Origin of the sequence: Rhodanobacter sp. Soil772 (genome assembly GCF_001428385.1) — a bacterium.
GTDB lineage: Bacteria > Pseudomonadota > Gammaproteobacteria > Xanthomonadales > Rhodanobacteraceae > Rhodanobacter.
The window spans coordinates 997,202-1,015,045 of the sequence record NZ_LMSK01000002.1 but is presented as its reverse complement, the minus strand read 5'-3'; the positions used below and the strand labels follow the sequence as shown (position 1 = coordinate 1,015,045).

Below are 17,844 nucleotides of genomic sequence, written 5' to 3'. Positions count from 1 at the left end.
CGCTGATCTATTAAGCCGACAGTGAAAGCGACAGCAATCGCGCAACAGGCTGTTGCGCAATTCAGCGGCCACAGAGCGACTGTTAAGCATGATGGATGTCGGAGCGGTGACTAGGATCGGTTGGTTCAAGTGATCAACTTCATCGGCGCGCACAAAGGTCTGAAGTGCCTTCGATGTGGGGCGATGCTGACTTGCTATGTTGACTCAATCGCCTTCAGAAGCCGCTCTTGCTCTGCAACGTCAAGCGCACTGAAAGCTCGAATCATACGTGCCAAGCGTTCGTTGTCAGCGTAGAGATACGCCAGCGGCACTCCCAGCGCTTTTGCCAGACGCTTTGCTGTCGCCTGATCCGCGGCATGAACGTCCTGCTCATATCGGTTGATGCGTGTACTGGCCACGAAAGGATCCAGACCGGCGAGGATGCCCAGTTCCTTCTGGGATAGACCGGCATCCAGACGCGCTTGCTTCAAGCGCTTGCTGAAGATGGATGACGGTTCGCTTGGGCGAAGCATGGAATTCTCGTGGATGAAGACACCTACGAGATTCGTTGCTTTGCCGCGCCACCGATACTACGATATTCGTAGTTTTGTCGATAGCCTTGGTATTTGGTCACCCTGCCGACCATAGGAAGCCAGACCCATGCTCTTGCAACTGGTGTTCGAAGATCAGTGGTCCATTCCCGTGCCGATGGACGATCGGCTGCAGGAAGCGCTTGGCGTGCAGCGCGAGCGAGCGCACTGCGAAGACTTCGATCTCGCGTTTGTCGAGCGCCTCTCGGTGTGCTTTGCGAACTCGCTCACGGAATGCCTCGACACCGATCTACAACTGCCGACGGATAACCAGTTGAAGTACGCCATGGATATTGCTCGCGAACTGGGCGTGTCGCTGCCTGCCGATGCGCTGCGTTTCCGCGGCTCAGCTCATGAGTTCATTGACCGATTCGAGGATGCATTCCGGGCGAGCCGCGAACGCCGCCGACGCGTTACGTCTCCCCCCGGTGAGTAGCTTCACGCGAGTGACCATCCAATGCTGTCACCGCGACAAATCGCGGTATGTCAGCTGCACATATCACCCAATATAAGTTGGTCATGACCCTACCTTGCGAACGCACTTGGGCAGTTGTCGAGACACGGCGTTTCTTGACAGCACTGCTGACCAATCGAAGAGCTCCTGTCGCAGTTCGTGAGCAGGCGCGCACTCTTCTGCGTCACTACCCGAGCGCAAGTGATGTGTTCCACGCAGGGTGGCAAGCGCTTGCTGATCCACGCCTCGTTCTGGAACCGGTCTTTGATGCAGACATTTTGGACTGCAACCCTTCGTTCAACTGGCCGACTCCACGAACGCGTCGTGTCATGAAGTGATCGCGTGGAACCTGCGTTCGTCGCCTTCCCCGTTGGCACGGTGGCTATGCCACGCCCCGTTAGCTTCAGGAATCGATGCGCCAAATGCCTAAAATGACGACAGACAAGCTTGGACAATTGCTAGCGGCTGCAAGGGCTACACCGCCCGGTGAAAACCCTGAGCATGCTCAGGAAGCGGTCTTCAAAGCACTGCTTGATGCGACGGTCTACGCGCATGTTCCGAAGGAGAGCCCACCAGAGGGTGTGATGCGCTTCATCCAGTTTGTACGTCCCGACAACGGGCAGACTGTGCTGCCATTTTTTAGCGACAGGGAGCAATCCGAGGCAGCTGGGGACAAGACAGCTCTCACCGTAGCGATGTCTGGCCGCAATCTGTTCAAGCTGACTCGTGGTGCGACATTGATGCTCAACCCGAACTTGGACAAAGTCGCGCTCTATCCTTCGGAAATTGCTGCTCTCCTGGAGGGTAAGGCACTAGGCTTTTTTACCAAGGATCAAATGGCTGAAGGAACGGAAGCACTTATAGGTCCCCCTTCAGTATCGACAGCTGGGCTGAACACTGTGCTGCGCAGCCTGTTTGAAAGGGAAGCCACGGTCAGGGCCGCCTTTTTAGTCGAGGTGCATCGCCAAGACCAGCGTGCCGAGGTTTTACTGCTCCTAACAGTCATAGTGGCGCAGGCGCAGCAAGAGCGAATCCTTCAACTGGCTACGCTGGCGTTCAAGACGGAGAAACTGGAGCTAGACCTGCCGCTCTGCATGAGATTCTTGACGCCGGATACGCCGCTTGATGACCTCTGCAACAGTGGAGTGCAAATCTTCGGGACCTGACGGCAAGCCTGATTGCTTCGCCAGGGTAGCGTCGCTGCCAATTGGGCAGCAGGTTGCTGCCCAAATTGACGACAAGCCGGGGTGTGCGCTACGAGGTGATCAGGGAGCGTCATCGAGGATAGGACAGGGCACTGATAAAGCTCTTTGAAGATGGAGCCGGGCCAGCTCGTGCTCGCCTTGGTTCACCACAAGGTCACCATCAGGCCTCACTTGCAAAGGTGTAGGGGAACAAGTGGTCGACCAGACCACCGCTAGGTTCATCCTCATTACCCAGTTCGGTAGGTTGATGCTGATCGTTGATGACATTCCTGCGAGCAGGAACGGGATATCTGTAACCTTTGTATGGCAAGTGGGTGCTGAGCTTGCGGTCGGGATGAAAAACATCTATCTCCGTGTTGGACTTTCCGATGCTGCCTCGTGACCGTATGTGGGAGTCTTCGCGTACGGGCCAGGCACATCCCACATCCGTGCTGCGTACCACACGGCCCACGCCACAACGAATAGCGACATCACCCACACCCATACCGGGATCGATGAACGCGCCTCGGCGCGGCGTGGCTCGAACGGGTCGTCGGTACTGAATGCATCCACGCTGAAACGCACGATGCCACGACGCACCGAGTTGGGGCGTAGTCCCGAGACGACGATGCCTGGGCCGTTGTGCACTGTGAACAGAATCTCCTCGACACCTTCGCGGCCGTTCTGGCCCTCGGCGCGGATTACCAGCCGGTGCACACCGTCGGCCAAGCTGCGGGTGTCGAGCGCGATGTCGGCCGGCAGCTCGCGATCGATGACCGGCTGCGGATCGCCATCCAGATACACCCGGACATGTGGCGTGGCCACGAGGTTTCCCGGTTCAGCGGTCATGGCGCAGCACAGCGTACTTGGGGTGATGCGGGTCGGCTTCGCCGGGGCGCAACAGCATCCAGAACATCGCCACGAAGCACGCCACCGTAATTGCTCCGGCGACGCCGATGATGATGACGTTGCCCCAGAACGGGCCGATCAGATGATGATGCATGACAACCTCCACCTCGCCGTGCTGGCTTCATCGGGTCCGGTTTCATTTGGCTTTCGCCCGTTCGGCCGCCACCTGCGCGGGGGTCACCAACTGGCCGTGATTGCCCCACGAGCTGCGCTCGTAATCGATGATGACGGCGATCTCCGCATCGCTGAGGGTGCCGGCAAAAGGCGGCATCGCGCTGCCGTAAACCACGCCGCCCACGTTGGCGTCATGCAGACCGTGCAGTACCACCTGCATGTGCATCGTGGCGTCGACGGTGTTGACGACCGCGTTGCCCTTCAGCGGCGGGAACGCGCCCGGCAAACCTTCGCCACTGGCCTGATGGCAGGCCGCACAGTTGGCGGTGAACAAGGCACTGCCCCTGGCTGCGTCGTAACCGCCGACAGCAGGCGCCGCGCCCGTGGGTGCCGGTGCACTCGCCGCCGTGGCCGGGCTGGCCATGCCGGCCATCGCCGATTCGTCGGCCGCCATCTCGGCCGCCGACAGCGGTGGCTGTTTCAGCGAAGCCAGGTAGGCGATCAACGCCTCGGCCTTGCGGGTCGGCACCACCACGCCCTGCGCCGGGGCATAGGCTTTCGGCAGCGGCACCGGCGTCACCCTGGCCGGCGCCTGCCCGACCACCTCGAACAGCCAGTCGAACGACGGCATGATCGATGCGGGCACCACGGCGCGCGGGTTGTACAGATGGATGTACTGCCATACCGCGCTGGGCTGGCGTACGCCGATGTTGGTGAGGTCCGGACCGGTACGCTCGGAACCGAGCAACTCCGGCGTCTGGTACTTGAAATCGCCGGCCATCGATGGACGGCCAAACACCTTGTCCTGATCCAGCGGTCGCACCTGCTGGGTGTGGCAGTAACCGCAGCCATTGGCCACGTACACCGCACGCCCTTCGTCCTGCTGCGCGGTCAACGGTTGCACGCCGGGCCCGGCCAACACCCTTGACAGTTCGATGCCGGGCAGCACGCCCATCATCAGCGCCAAGCAGGCATAGACCAAGGTCGAGCCGCCCACGATCAGTACCAGCTTGTTCATGCCACGGCCTCCTCGGCACGCAGGGATGCCAGCGGCGACCGCCGGCTACCCGACCCGTAGCACATGCGCCATACGTTCCAGGCAAACACCAGGTGGCTGAGGAACATCAGCGAGCCGCCCACGCCGCGCCAGACGTAATAGCTCTGCATGTCGATCACTGACTGGATGAACGGCAGGCCGTGCACCCAGTCCAGGCCCTGGATGGTGCCGCCGATCGACAACGAAATGACGTAGATGAAACTGCCCACCAGCGCCATCCAGAAGTGCAGTCCCAAGCCCAGCGTGCTGGCCTGCCGACCGGTCGCCGACGGCAGCAACGCGTAGATGCCGCCCCATACCGCGAATGCCACAAATCCGTACATCGTCAGGTGCGAATGGCCGACCGTGAAGTTGGTCAGGTGCCATACTTCCTGCAGCGAACGGAACGCCTCCAGCGTGCCCTGGGTGGAACCGATCAGGTAGCCCATCACGCCGACGAAGATGAACATCAGCGGATACGAATGCACCATGTCGCGCGTGCGCCCGCGTATGGTCAGCAGGTAATTGCTGCTGCCACCCCACACCGGTACCAGCATGGCCACGCTGAACACGATCGCGATGGTCTGCAGCCACCACGGCAGCGGGCTGAACTCGAAATGATGCGCACCGATGATCGGGTAGAACAGCAGGTTGGTCCAGAATGCGAATACGCCCAGCGCATAGGAGTAGATCGGCCGGTTCAGCAGCTTCGGCAGCGCGTAATAGAACACGCCCAGCGCCAGTGGCGTAAACCACATGCCCACTGCGTTGTGCATATAGAAGCCGGACACCGCGACCTGGCCTAGCCCGTACTGGTACCACGGCAGGATCGCCACCACCGCGATGATGCAGGTCCACAGCGTGCCGCCGATGATGTACCAGTTGGACAGGTAGATGTCCTCGCTGGTACGCCGTGCCACGGTGCCGATCAGGTTCCATGCGGTGACCACCAAGGCAGCCAGGAAAATCAGCCGGATCGGCCACGGCCATTCACGGTATTCCAGGTCGCCATCGTTGTAGCCCATATCCAGCGCGATGGTGCCGGCCACCGCGGCCAGGTTGAACAGCACCAGACCAATCCACGCCAGCCGCGCGCTGTACAACTGCGTGCCGCTGCTGCGCGCGGCGACGTAATAAGCCAGTCCCACCAGCGCGATGCTGGCGAAACCGTAGAACGTGGCATTGGTATGGATCGGCCGCAGTCGCCCGAATGTCAGCCATGCGCCGTCGCCGAACTCCGGCGCGCCGAACTTGAATGCCAGCAACAATCCGACGCCCGTGGCGAACAACAGCCATAGCGTGGCGGTCACCGTGTAGGCGGCGAACACCGAGGCCAGCGCACGATCATCTGTTTCGCCCAGACTGGAGTGTTGCGCTGTGACATCTGCCTGCATGGGGTTGCCCTCTGGATACATCCGTGCAGCTTCAAATTTCATGATGCCGCCGGCATAAGACAGGCACGCCGCCTAGAGATTGAAGGTGGTTCCAATCAAGGCCATCGTTTCACCACGGTTCGGCTCGTGGAGCGATCCGTTGGAGATATGTCGGATCTGAAAATTGAAGTGTCTTCCTTGCCAGCCAATCGTGCTGACAAATTCGTAGGCACTGCTCAACGACTGGGTTCGGCCACTGTGCATTGCGGGTTGAAAGCTGAAGAACAGGGATCGATACCAGTCGCTGGTATCGCCATAGCGGATTCGAACGCCGCCTGCGATCAGCCAAATGGAATCTGTCGTGGAGTAGCGGTTGTATCGGTATCGCTCAACATCGCGGCCATCGATCCAGCCTAGAGACGCATCGGGGGACCAGGCGAACCGGGTGGCCCCGATGCGTCGCTCGTCAAATACGCCTTCGACAAATACGGCTGTCGCGCCCGCGCAGTCCATGTAGCTGCGCCCAGCTTCAATGTTCAGCTGCGTTGCCGCTGTGACATGAGGAACGACGAAAGCAAGGCCGCATGCGGCCGTACGCCGAAGAGACTTGGCAATGGCGCGATTTGCTATTTTCCGCCCGAGGCACGGCGAACCTGTTGCCTGGTCTGCGCTATTGCCGATGCATCGCTTCTGCTTTGTGCCAAGGCTCATGGCCTCTGTCCGGAAATCTCGTCAGGCACATGCTCCTTCGGGTCGGGCGTTGTCGTATTTCACAAATCGACCTCGCGTTGGACAAAGGCATTTCCGGTTTGAGTGCGGGAAGCGTGCGGAATGGCAATTTCAATCCATGAGCGGCAAGTTCATGCCATACATGGCGGCCACCTCGGTAGGATCATCTTTCTCGCAGATCCAAATCATGAATTCGCCATGCTTGGCCATGCCGCTGGTGGTTGCCTTTATTGTGCCTTGACAGACTCAGCCTAGGCAGATAAAGTGCAGCCACCATCCGGAGACGACCATGACCAAGTCGAGGCCAAGTGCCATTGCCATGCTGAGTACAGGTGAGTTGGGTTTTTCGATCAGTGGGGTGCGAAACGCCATCTGGACTTCCATCGAGAAGGAGCTGGAACCGCTCGACATTACGGCTGCGCAGTTCGTGGTGTTCAACAGCATCGCCATGGGCAAGGGCCGGACCATCGGCGAATTTTGCCGGGTGCTTGGCTACGACTCGGGTGCCATGACCCGTTTGCTCGATCGCATCGAGAAAAAGGGATTGATACGCAGGGTGGCGAATCCAGATGACCGGCGCAGTTACCTGGTCGAACTCACGGCGGAGAGTGCCGCGCTGGTGCCCCAGGCACGCCGTCGGGTGCAAAAGGTGTTCGCGCGGTTGCTTGATGGTTTCGACGAGCAGGAAGCTGTCGCGCTGAAGGCATCGCTGGAGAAGATCCTGGCCAATGTCGCACGTGCCACATGAAGGCGTTGTACCCGCATATATCTGCCTAGGCTGTTTCTTCAGGTGAAATATTGAGGCCACCAACATGTCGATCCATTTCAACCGCAAGTTCAGCAGCATGCGCATGCTCCGGTCACTATCGGTCGTGCTGGCTGTCCTGGGGCTGGGTGCCTGCGCCAGCATGAAGGGCATGCACACACATGCGGTGGCCATTGATGCCGATCAGGTGCAGGCATCGCACAGCTTGTCCTCTGCATCGTTCTCCGCTGCTGCATGGCCGGATGATTCTTGGTGGAGCGAGTTCGGCGACAGCCAGCTCAACCAGTTGATGGGCGATGCATTGAGCGGCCAGCCGAACTTGCGTATCGCCGAGGCGAGAGTGCGCGAGGCGCAGGCGCTGGCTGGTGTCGTCGGGGCCTCGCTGTATCCACAGGTCAATGCCAACTTGAAAAGCACGCGGCAACGCTTCAGCGAGGATGGCACGGTGCCTCCGCCGATTGCCGGCACGTGGCAAACGATCAACGATGCCTCGCTGGGTGTGAATTACGAGCTGGATTTCTGGGGCAAGAACCGGGCAGCCGTCGATGCGGCACTGGGCCGTGCCACTGCGGCGGAGGTCGATCTGCAGGCAGCACGATTGATGCTGACCACCACGCTGGCGCGTACCTACTTCCGGCTTGACCTGGCCTATGCGCAGCTCGATCTTGCACAGGACACGTTGAACGAGCGTGCGCAAACCCTGGAATTGACAAAAAAACGGGTCGCCGCACAAATCGATTCCCAACTGGAACTGACCCAAGCCGAGGCGGCGCTGCCTGCGGCGCGCGGGCGTATCGCCACGATCCACGAATCGATTGCGCTGCTCAACAACCAGATTGCCTCGTTGGAAGGGAAGGGGCCGGATGCGGGCCTGATGATTCAGAGGCCACGGCTGGCGAAAGTCGGCTTGGTGCAGTTGCCAACTGACCTGCCCGCCGAGCTGATTGGCCATCGCCCGGATGTGGTGGCCGATCGCTGGCGCGTCGAGGCGGCCAGTCAGGACATCAAGGTGGCCAAGGCGCGGTTCTATCCGGACATCAGCCTCAATGCGCTGGTCGGTCTGCAGAGCCTCGGCTTCGACAATTTCCTCGATGCAGGGAGCCGAGTGTTGGGTGTTGGCCCGGCCATCTCGTTGCCTATCTTCGACGGTGGTCGCTTGCGCGGCAATCTGGGCGTGCACCAGGCCGAGTACGACGCCGCGGTGGAACGTTACAACGCCACAGTGATTGCCGCGGTCCATGATGTTGTCGATCAATTGGTGTCGCTGCATTGGCTGCAGCAACAGATGGACGAGCGGGATGAAGCACTGCGCCTGGCCCAGCATGCCTGGCTACTGGCGCAAGCGCGCTATCGCAGCGGGCTGGCGAACTACCTGCAAGTGTTGTCGGCCGAGAACCAGGTGTTGGAACAGAAGCAGCTGCTGATCGCGTCGCAATCGCGTCAGCGCGAGTTGCGACTGAACCTGATCCGTGCGCTCGGCGGCGGTTACCAGCCGGCTTCCATGACGGCACCCACCGCAGTCGCCCATAGGCAAACCCGAGGAAACAAGTCATGACCACCGATGCAAACATGCCGCAAGCGAGCACGGCATCAGCCGCGACCATGGGCAAGCCGGCACCAGGTTCGCGCCTCGGCCAATTGCTGGGTATGGCCTTGGCAGTGATCGTGGCCATCGGCGTGGCACTGTGGTGGCTATTCGCCGGGCAATACCGCGAGACCACCGAGGACGCCTACGTCGATGGCAACGTGGTTGCCGTGACTGCTCAGGTTGCCGGTGTGGTGACTGCGATCGCCGCAGACAACACCGACTACGTGAATGCGGGTAGCAACGTGGTCAAGCTCGACGACACCGACGCACGCCTCGTGCTGGCACGTGCCGAGGCGCAGCTGGCGCGCACGGTGCGGCAGGTACGCGCGCAGTACGCCAACGTCGGCCAGACCCGCGCCGGCCTGCAGTTGCGCGAAGTCGAACTGACCAAGGCCAAGGCAGACCTGGCGCGACGGCGCGAACTGGTCGCCAGTGGCGCGATATCTGGCGAAGAGGTCAAACATGCCGAAGACGCGGTGCGCGCCGCCACCGCCGGTCTTGGCGTGGCCACCCAGCAGTTGGCCGGCAGCAGCGCGCTGGTCGATCGCACAACGATTGCCGGCAATCCCGATGTACTGGCCGCAGCTTCGCAGGTGCGCGATGCATGGGTCGCTGTCTATCGCACCGATGTGCCGGCACCAGTCACCGGCATGGTGACAAAACGCAATGTGCAGCTGGGCCAAAAGATCAGCCCGGGCATTGCCTTGATGTCGGTGGTACCGCTGGATCACCTGTGGGTCGACGCCAACTTCAAGGAGTCCCAATTGCGGCATATCCGCATTGGCCAGAAGGTCGATCTGGTTGCCGACGTGTATGGCGACGATGTGATCTACAAGGGCACGGTGGTGGGCCAGGAGGCGGGTACCGGCAGCGCGTTCTCGCTGCTGCCGGCGCAGAACGCCACCGGCAACTGGATCAAGGTGGTGCAACGCGTGCCGATCCGCATCGCGCTGGACCCTCAACAGGTGGCTAAGCATCCGCTGCAGCTGGGTCTGTCAATGAAGGTCACCGTGGCCACGCGCCAGCGCGACGGCAGCCGCCTGGTCATGCCCGGCTCGCAGGAACACGGCTACCGCACCGATGTGTTCGCCAATGAACTGGCCAGCGCCGACGCCGTGGTCGACAAGATCATTGCGGCTAATCAGTAATCATCGATGCAGCGGGAGACCATCGCCATGAATGCGCGCGCCCCCGGCTTTCTACTGTATGCCACGATCTTCGTGCTGACGTCGATCGAATTCCTGCAGCTAAGCATGGTCGCGTTTGGTGCCGGCCCGATCATGGGCGAAGTGAGCATCACGCCGGAGGACTTCAGCCTGATCGCTGCGATGTACGCCAGCGTGGCGATCCTGATGATTTCGATGCAGCGCTGGTTCGTCACCCGGCTCGGCGGGCGGCTGTTCATCCAATGTGCCACGACAGTATCGCTGCTCGGCGCGGTGTTGTGCGCCACCAGCGACGACTTCACTTCGTTCCTGCTGGGTCGCATGGTGATGGCAGTGGGCGGCGGCGCGCTGTTCACCTCGGCCCGCATGATCATCCATCACGCGCTGGCTGGCCCGCGCCGCTTTGTCGGCATCAAGTCGCTGGCCTATGGCGTGGCACTGTGCATAGCCGCTGGGCCTTGGCTGGCAGCGCAGGCCGTATCCAACGACACCTGGTCGGCGATTTTCTGGCTGCTGGCGGTCATGGACGTACTGGCCTTCGTACTTGCCAGCAGCAGCCTGAGCAACGATTTGCGTGGCAGCGAGCAGGGGCGCAGCGACTGGAACCCCTGGCTGCAGGTGTTGCTGGTGGGGGGCAGTTTCGCGCTGCTCTACGCGCTGCAGCGTTTCTACTACGACTTCTATGGTGACGTGGTCTTCGTCGCAGGCGTCCTGGTTGCCGCGTTGGTGGCGCTGCTCATGTACGCGCACCATCAGCGTCGACATAGCCGCCCACTGCTGCATCTGCGCGAGATGCTGCACTTGCGCTACATCGCTGGCGTCACGCTATTCCTGTTTGCCTACCTGATGTTGGGTGCGAACAACTACGTGGTACCAGTGATGCTGCAGCGGACGCTGGGTTACTCGTGGGAGACGGTGGGCCATTTCGAGGCATTGGGCGCGCTGGCGGCGGTGGCGACGTTCGCCGTAGTGTCGAAAGTATTGCCGAAGCACCCCGCACCACGAAAGTTCTGGATCGCCGGGTTTCTCGCTCTGGCCAGTTTCGGCATGCTGCTGGCGCGACTCGATCCGGCGGCCAACCCGTGGCTGCATATTTTGCCGGCGCTGGCCTGTTACAACATCTTCCTGTTGACCGTGCTGCCCATCACTGCGATGCAGGCGTTCCGCCAGATGGAGAACGACGAGACAGTTTTCTCGAATGCGCAACAGGTGAAGAACATGCTGGCGCAGGCCGGCATCGCGCTGGGCATTTCAGTCGCCACCCTGGGCCAGCAATGGCGCACCACCGTGCACTACAACATGCTTAATGCGCAGGTGACACCGGACAACCCCATCTACATTTCCACTATCCAGCACTTGCAGGGTGCGCTGGCCTCCAGCGTCGGGCCGGTCCAGGCGACACAGATCGCGGTGGCCCGGGTGGCGCAGATGTTGGCGCAGCAATCGGCGATGCTGGCGAACATCGACCATTTCATGTTGATCGGTGTGTTCGGTGTGCTCGGCATCTTTGTCACGCTGGTGCAGAAGGTTTTCCGGTGAGCGGGGGCGACGCCAAGGGCTTCGACGATATCGTCATGCACAATGCGCTCATCGCTGCCGAGCGGCTGCACAAGGCATTGTGGAGCTCGGTCGGACAGGTACTCGCTGGCGATGATCTCAGCGTCGTTCAATGGCTTCTCATGTCGGAATTGGCGCGTGGCGAAGGGTGCACGTTGACCCATTTCGTCAGGGCCACTTCGCGCGATGCTGGTTCGCTGTCGCGCGCCATCCATCAACTGAGCCAGCGTGGCTTGCTGGACAACCGGCGCAGTCATTTCGATCGCCGCAGCAGCACGATCAGCTTCACCGCGGCAGGGCGGGCGATGCATGAGCGGCTTGCACCTGATATCGAGCAGCTTACACAGACGATAAATTTGGGCGCGGATGCGGCAGATCTGGATCGGATCGCAATGACGCTGGCGCAGGCCATCAACGCGGATCGAATGCCAGCTGCGCACACCGACATGGTTGAGCAATAGAACCCATCGATCATGATCAGCGCGTCGACATCTTGATCAGCGCGGGACCACTGGCCGTTATCGGCGGTGGGTTCAACCGGTGGATGCAACACACTGAGAGCTGCCCTGGCAGCAGGAGTGTTGCAGATGCACCAACGGAAGCGAATTTATTACTCGGAGACACAGAGGTCGTTGATGTGGGATCGCTGGCAGCGCGGTGAGTCGCTGCAGCAGATTGCCGACTTATTCGATCGACACCATTCCGCTATCGCCGGGGTCCTGGCTCGGTCAGGAGGCATTCGTCCACCACCGCGGCGTCGCTCACTGCGGGCGTTGCGACCGGCCGAACGAGAGGAGATATCGCGTGGTGTGGCTGCTGGAAAGTCGATGCGTTCGATTGCCATTGGGCTGAATCGGGCGCCATCGACCATCAGCCGTGAGCTGCAGCGCAACCAAGGCCGGCAACACTATCGGGCCGAGCAAGCCGATCGGGCCGCGTGGGAGCGGGCGCTTCGACCCAAGCCTTGTAAGCTGGCTTTGCATCGGGGCTTGGCGTCTCAAGTGGCCGCAAAGCTCCGACGACAATGGTCACCCGAGCAAGTCGCCGGCTGGCTCAAGCGTATCTACCCGGAAGATGCGAACCGTCAGGTGTCTCACGAAACGATCTATCGCACGCTGTACATCCAGTCGCGCGGCGCCTTGAAGAAGGAGCTGCTGGCCCATCTACGGCGTACGCGGGCTATGCGCCGGTCGCGCCACCACACCCAGAAGACAGGGAACCACGGTCGCATCAAGGACACCATATCGATCAGCGAGCGACCGGCTGAAGCGGGAGACCGGGCGGTGCCTGGTCACTGGGAAGGTGATCTGGTGTTTGGCAACAAGGACAGCCAAATCGCCACGCTGGTTGAGCGGCAGACACGCTATGTGATCCTAGTGAAGGTTGCCAACAAGGACAGCGAAACGGTGGTCAATGCACTAATCAAAAGCGCCCGTCGCCTGCCTAAGGAACTGTACCGGTCGTTGACGTGGGATCGCGGCAGCGAAATGGCCAAGCACCGCGACTTCACACTCGCCACGGATGTCCAAGTCTACTTCTGTGATCCACACAAGCCCTGGCAACGTGGCTCGAACGAAAATACCAACCGGCTGCTGCGGCAGTACTTTCCCAAAGGGATGGATCTCTCGAACGTGTCGCAAGCCAAACTCGATGCCGTGGCTCGACAGTTGAATGAACGCCCAAGGAAAACACTAAGCTACGAAACACCCGCCGAACGTTATCGGCGATGTGTTGCGTCGACCGGTTGAATCCGCCACCAGAAGCGGTCACTCAGTGTATGTAGCTTGAGGAAAAACTGCTTCTCCACTAACGATCTCGAATGACTTTCCCACGGTTACGCGCCATCCGGACGCACAAATAGCGCCAAGTTGCCTTGATTCTGCTGCAATGGCCATTCTCTGCCAACGCGATCAAAGCCCAACTGGGCTAAGGTCCGGTGCATACCGTGATTCTCGACGCGAGACGTTGCGAAGACGCCACTCCCTGTAGCGGCATCGACTACTGCACTGCACAGGGGCAAGGAATGCCCCTGTCCCCTTGCGATAGGAACGACGTAGACCCACCCGAGCTCAAGTAGAAATTCCTTCGCATCAAGCACTGTGCGGGATCGCTCGAAGACTTCCGCACGATGACTCCGTGTGGGTCGCTTCAGGCCAGCGACCCCCAACAATTGGTCGTCCTTCTTGAGCAATGCGATGCTTTCCGCCTGAAGCACGCGATCCCTGAGTCCTTGAGCCAGCACTTCGCCGCCAACCAGCACAAGCGCAACGAACTCATCGATCGCCTTCGAATCGAACGCGGACGGTTTCTCGGCTATCACAATTGCGTTTCTGGCATGCATGTCAAAGGTACGGCCGCTTAGATTCACTTGGCCCGAGATTTCCTCGGTATTCGGATCTCGGAATACTTGTGAATGTGTTTGTGCTTGTCGTACACATGATGCAGATCACGGTCGATCCCTGATCGGCCACGGTAGTGCTCCCCTCGCTCGCCCCAGATCAGCCAAACCAACGCCTTGTTCGACGCCTCCAAGTACTGGTCAAGCAGATCCGCTCGCACGTAAGCGATGTGCCCTCGCACCGACTCGTCTCGACCTTTGAGTCGGCGATAGAGCGAACCAACTCCCTCTTGCTCGTAGAGATCCCAATGATACGGTCGAAAACCCAATCCCGTTGCCTGGCAGATCGCTGGTGAGGGGAAAAATGCGCCACTCCCATGGTTCAACTTGCTGTGATAACTCTCCCAGGAGTAGACGTGTACAGGCACTTCGACAGGTACACCAATTCCGGTCCATCGATCCGAAGAGACCACCTCTTGCTCTGAATCGGACACCGGCGGTGGGACGCCTGGCACCGATTCGAATGGCATCTCTCCGGCGTACTTGTAGTACTGCTCGCGAACCTTCGCGATGGCATCGTTGCCCGGATACTCCATGGAATCGAAGACCTTCCTGAGTTTGCTGACCTGATCCCGCTCAACCAACATGCCTCGCATAAAGGTAAAAACATTTCGATAGTCTGTTTTTGCGGTTTCTTCCAAGAACCCCTCAAGCAGCACCCAGTTCCCCACCACGTCGTCGACGACGCTTGGTTGCAGCAAGCTGCCGTAGTCCGGCACGGGGCCGTCAACAATCCACTGGGCAATGTCCTGCGGCGACCCCACGAACAGTTCGGGAAGCACTGGGTCCCACGATTTGACCGCGCCGAGAAAGGTCGGATCAATATCTGCGTCTACGGTTCGTTCGTCGCCACGCCATTCGGACAGGAGGTTTTTGTCGCTCCTCACCCCCCACATCTCGAAGTAGGCAATCCATCCGTACTTCTTGCCGTACCTGTCGACTTTCGTGCCTTCTTCGTCATGGCGTGAGGAGGACCGCATAGTCTTGTCGACTTCTCGAAACAACTCCGGGTCGTAGCCCAACTGAAGCATTCTGACCACGATCGCTTTCCTAACCCCTACATACTCTGTGTTTTCGAAGTCATAGTTGGATCGGTTGGCTACCAGCCTGCCGAGCGTGTAGTTGCCAAAATCCATAGATATGGCCGCTTGATCTGCTGCATCAATTCTCTTCGCACTTGTACGCGGCAGCTTGTCAAACGGAGACGGCAGATGGCTGAATGGCGGCTTGAGATAATTTGCCTCTTCGTGAGAAATGCAGGAGGAATCAATCCTCCTAGCTAACGTGATGATGCCCAAACAGTACTGACGCAGCAGTGCATGCCGAGTAGGCGTCGCCGCGTGATCAGAAAAGTACGAACTGAAAATATTTCTGGCTACTGTCGGCAGTATTGATCTGGTAGTCGCGTTTGACTCATCCGACCACGTGGACAATGCCGCTCCGTAGGCCGCCGCGAACATTCGTTCCGGCACGTAAGGATCCGAAATTGTGCTGGACTCCAGCGCAAGCTCGTAAAAGCCATCTGGCATCACTAGGGCGAACGTATGTAGTGCTTTCGTTGAAAGGTCACGTAGGTACCTTGAGGTTGTTGTCAACATCCACATGACCCAACGAGCCCGCGCCAACTCCTTGCGATCTACGCCGCCGCGCGCCCACTTCACATCGAGATCGATCACATCCTTTCTGCAAATCTCCTCATTCTTACGCAGCCACTCGGACCACGACAGATCGCGCGCCGAATTGGTCATGCGGCGAAGTACCCCATCCAAGAAATCTGCATCAAATGGGTGAGCACTGGCCGCGCGCGTCATTCGAAGCAACGGGTACGCAGCATGAGCGAACCCGGATGAAGTGATCATTTCGTCATGGAACCGGTCAACAGTCTCCCGGCTGATATGGGCCGGGTCCCCTTTCGCAGAAAGAAGCAGCGCGCTAGAAACAAGACTTGTAGGCAGCACCTGCCATAGCTGACGCCCGCGCTTACGAACCGGAAACAGCCCGGCCATAGCACCAAAGATGTCCGTGGCGAGCGGGTGAGAATCCAGGCCACCGGATGACAACTTCAAGATATTCGCTGGGGAACAGAGCCATTCGTCGATGTCATCACGGTGGAGGAGATACTCCGCGATTACGTGACCAGCCATCAAGTCGTAAGTGAACGCAACCCCAAATCGCCCGGTGCCATTTGACAATCGTACGAGCACGCCCTCCGATTCCAAGCTCCTTAGTAGACTTTCGTTCCAAGAACCAGCGTCTTTGATAGTCTCGCGGGCAAATTGCTGCTCGATTCCACGAGTCTTTCGCTCCCACAGCAGCTCGCCAAGCTTGCGAAGGGCATCCTGCACTTCGTCCTGATAGAGACGCCTAGAGGAAGGCGACCGATCTGCAATTCGTACAACCAGTCGCCGGAAGTACTCGCTGAAAAGCGCGCTCATTGAGCGAGGAAGCGCTTCTACGCCGACAAGGTGCTTACGATCTGGATTTGCGACCTCGCAATAGATGCGAAGCGTAAGTGGATGCTGGAGGAATTCCAGGGGTAGATCTTCGTCAGTGGCATCGATCTTGTAGTGCTCAAAATATTTGGCAATCGCCGCCCTTGGATTGTCTTCAAACCCATTCATTGCGAAGGAGGACATGCCTTCGGGAAGGCAGTCGCCAGAAAACTGGTCTCGAAGGGTCACTATGAGCAGGACGTGGGGAAAGCGCTTCAGGATCTCGTCGGCCCTGAACAGCGGCTCTTTCCAATCTCTCGGATCCTCGGCCTCGTTCAGGCCGTCAATCACCACCGGCAGTCGTTTTCCGACCCTCTCTCCAGCAGCATCGACCGCTTCAACAAATTGCTCGAAGCTCGGAGCGGCCTTTCCTCCAATCTTGAAACTACGTACTAGATCATCAAGATCCTGCCCGGCGTGCAAGTCCTTTCCAAATAGGACGACACCACCGAACAGCTCTGCAGTAGGACAAGTCAATCTCAGTGATAGCTCAGACTTTCCGGCACCTGCAGGCGCAAGGACGGCCGCTGCGCGAATCTCAACCAAGTCTCGCAGCGCAGCAAGCTCCGAATCTGCTGCATAGATGTCTGCAAGCAGGTTCGCGCCAACAAGAGCACATGGGGATCGTGCAGATCGCAGTCTTGCAACAAGCTGACGATGCCTTTGGGGGTTGTCAATGCCTTCTGCGGACAACTGCTTTATAGCCGCAATGTCGCCGAGACGAATGGCATCGTGAACATCCTTCAAAACACTAGCCGCAGCTGCGCTCTGCGTAAGCAATTCGCTCAGACCCGGATGCAGTTTCGTCGGAACACTTCCGAAATCTGCATTGATCTCACCTGCTTGAGCGTTCAACCGGTCGACTAGGTGAGAAAGGCTACTCCACACTGTATGGCTAAGCTGACACCGCAGTAGGGCTTCCTCAGTTGGAACAACATGGTGCACTTCGGGCTGGTATCGATGTCGAAATGGCGCGGCCGCGACCTTGTACTGGTCGGCAAGCGTTTGAGGAGTGATTACGAGCTCACCGAAGTATGATTCCCGTAGATTGGTGGCCACACCCGACAACAGTAGCTCGACGTCGTCCGACGTATTCAATGCGAGCTTTACACCTGGATAGGCTGATGCAAGCCCGTAATACCACTCCTGGTCAGCTTTCGTCAGCGTGTGCTTCGTCCATAAGACCCAGTCTGTTAGTCCGGGAAGATACTTTTTGGACTTGTTCAATCCGTCGACAATCTTGTCGCGCCTAGTCTTTCCAAGGTTTTGGCCATTGCTGATCCCGTACCACTTGCACTGCCAACCGAACCAGCGCGGTGGGTCACCTAAATCGCAGGCCGTGTGCAACTTGAGGTGGAACTCAACTCCGGCTTGGTTGGCGAGCTCTTGGAAATCTCCAAATTGCCCGTAGTGTCGCCGCATGACTGCGCGGCAGAGCTTCTCGAAGTTGACGTCCGCAGCGCCTGGCAGGCGAGCGAATGCTTCCCAATTCACTGCGGGCATCAGGTT

Annotated in this window: 17 protein-coding genes; 9 read left to right on the top strand and 8 right to left on the bottom strand. The window is 59.3% G+C overall.

The window, feature by feature from the left end; translation table 11 throughout:
- Window positions 1–194 precede the first annotated feature (194 nt).
- Window positions 195–512: a helix-turn-helix transcriptional regulator gene (locus ASG75_RS10980; RefSeq protein ID WP_056388815.1), complete on the bottom strand. Its 318-nt coding sequence runs from the start codon at window positions 510–512 to the stop codon at window positions 195–197.
- A gap of 127 nt (window positions 513–639) precedes the next feature.
- On the opposite strand from ASG75_RS10980, the gene ASG75_RS10975 reads away from it, so the two are divergent.
- The 3 genes from ASG75_RS10975 (at window position 640) to ASG75_RS10970 (ending at window position 2,189) form a co-directional block, all read left to right on the top strand.
- Window positions 640–1,005 (top strand): hypothetical protein, encoded by a 366-nt coding sequence (locus ASG75_RS10975; protein WP_056388813.1) that lies wholly within the window; start codon window positions 640–642, stop codon window positions 1,003–1,005.
- 47 nt (window positions 1,006–1,052) lie between these two features.
- Complete coding sequence (locus tag ASG75_RS16780; protein WP_327213308.1) at window positions 1,053–1,361, top strand: BPSL0761 family protein; 309 nt, start codon at window positions 1,053–1,055, stop codon at window positions 1,359–1,361.
- A gap of 75 nt (window positions 1,362–1,436) precedes the next feature.
- Window positions 1,437–2,189, top strand: a complete 753-nt coding sequence (locus ASG75_RS10970) for an SseB family protein (protein ID WP_235580195.1) — start codon at window positions 1,437–1,439, stop codon at window positions 2,187–2,189.
- A 384-nt stretch (window positions 2,190–2,573) separates the two neighbouring features.
- On the opposite strand, the gene ASG75_RS10965 is transcribed toward ASG75_RS10970, so the two are convergent.
- From ASG75_RS10965 to ASG75_RS15985, 5 genes are read right to left on the bottom strand one after another with little or no spacing between them, the layout of a single operon-like run.
- On the bottom strand, window positions 2,574–3,056 hold the full coding sequence (locus ASG75_RS10965) for a hypothetical protein (RefSeq protein WP_056388810.1): 483 nt from the start codon (window positions 3,054–3,056) through the stop codon (window positions 2,574–2,576).
- The gene (locus tag ASG75_RS16290; RefSeq protein WP_157616937.1) at window positions 3,046–3,210 is read right to left on the bottom strand and encodes a hypothetical protein; all 165 of its coding nucleotides are present in this window, start codon (window positions 3,208–3,210) and stop codon (window positions 3,046–3,048) included. Before ASG75_RS16290 ends, ASG75_RS10965 begins: the two co-directional genes overlap by 11 nt.
- A gap of 42 nt (window positions 3,211–3,252) precedes the next feature.
- Window positions 3,253–4,248 carry a cbb3-type cytochrome c oxidase subunit II gene (locus ASG75_RS10960; RefSeq protein ID WP_056388809.1) on the bottom strand — a complete coding sequence of 332 codons (996 nt, stop codon included), beginning with the start codon at window positions 4,246–4,248 and terminating at the stop codon, window positions 3,253–3,255.
- Window positions 4,245–5,702: a cbb3-type cytochrome c oxidase subunit I gene (locus ASG75_RS10955; protein ID WP_235580194.1), complete on the bottom strand. Its 1,458-nt coding sequence runs from the start codon at window positions 5,700–5,702 to the stop codon at window positions 4,245–4,247. Before ASG75_RS10955 ends, ASG75_RS10960 begins: the two co-directional genes overlap by 4 nt.
- A gap of 30 nt (window positions 5,703–5,732) precedes the next feature.
- Window positions 5,733–6,350 (bottom strand): acyloxyacyl hydrolase, encoded by a 618-nt coding sequence (locus ASG75_RS15985; protein WP_235580193.1) that lies wholly within the window; start codon window positions 6,348–6,350, stop codon window positions 5,733–5,735.
- A gap of 307 nt (window positions 6,351–6,657) precedes the next feature.
- Here ASG75_RS15985 and ASG75_RS10950 point away from each other — a divergent pair, with 307 nt between their 5' ends.
- The 6 genes from ASG75_RS10950 (at window position 6,658) to ASG75_RS10925 (ending at window position 13,193) form a co-directional block, all read left to right on the top strand.
- Window positions 6,658–7,116, top strand: a complete 459-nt coding sequence (locus tag ASG75_RS10950; RefSeq protein WP_056388807.1) for a MarR family transcriptional regulator — start codon at window positions 6,658–6,660, stop codon at window positions 7,114–7,116.
- A 64-nt stretch (window positions 7,117–7,180) separates the two neighbouring features.
- Window positions 7,181–8,689, top strand: coding sequence for an efflux transporter outer membrane subunit (locus ASG75_RS10945; RefSeq protein WP_235580192.1), 1,509 nt, complete (start codon window positions 7,181–7,183; stop codon window positions 8,687–8,689).
- Window positions 8,686–9,870: an HlyD family efflux transporter periplasmic adaptor subunit gene (locus tag ASG75_RS10940; RefSeq protein WP_056388806.1), complete on the top strand. Its 1,185-nt coding sequence runs from the start codon at window positions 8,686–8,688 to the stop codon at window positions 9,868–9,870. Before ASG75_RS10945 ends, ASG75_RS10940 begins: the two co-directional genes overlap by 4 nt.
- A gap of 27 nt (window positions 9,871–9,897) precedes the next feature.
- A complete protein-coding gene (locus ASG75_RS10935) occupies window positions 9,898–11,427 on the top strand; it encodes an MFS transporter (RefSeq protein ID WP_056389348.1) in 1,530 nt (509 codons plus the stop codon).
- Window positions 11,424–11,906, top strand: coding sequence for a MarR family transcriptional regulator (locus ASG75_RS10930; protein ID WP_056388804.1), 483 nt, complete (start codon window positions 11,424–11,426; stop codon window positions 11,904–11,906). The genes ASG75_RS10935 and ASG75_RS10930 overlap by 4 nt, the downstream gene beginning before the upstream one ends.
- A gap of 126 nt (window positions 11,907–12,032) precedes the next feature.
- The gene (locus tag ASG75_RS10925) at window positions 12,033–13,193 is read left to right on the top strand and encodes an IS30 family transposase (RefSeq protein WP_056389344.1); all 1,161 of its coding nucleotides are present in this window, start codon (window positions 12,033–12,035) and stop codon (window positions 13,191–13,193) included.
- An 86-nt stretch (window positions 13,194–13,279) separates the two neighbouring features.
- Here the strand turns inward: ASG75_RS10925 and ASG75_RS10920 are convergent, their stop codons facing one another.
- Both ASG75_RS10920 and ASG75_RS10915 read right to left on the bottom strand, forming a co-directional pair.
- Window positions 13,280–13,813, bottom strand: a complete 534-nt coding sequence (locus ASG75_RS10920; protein ID WP_157616936.1) for a GNAT family N-acetyltransferase — start codon at window positions 13,811–13,813, stop codon at window positions 13,280–13,282.
- Window positions 13,810–17,838 (bottom strand): hypothetical protein, encoded by a 4,029-nt coding sequence (locus ASG75_RS10915; RefSeq protein ID WP_056388800.1) that lies wholly within the window; start codon window positions 17,836–17,838, stop codon window positions 13,810–13,812. The genes ASG75_RS10920 and ASG75_RS10915 overlap by 4 nt, the downstream gene beginning before the upstream one ends.
- Window positions 17,839–17,844: the final 6 nt, after the last annotated feature.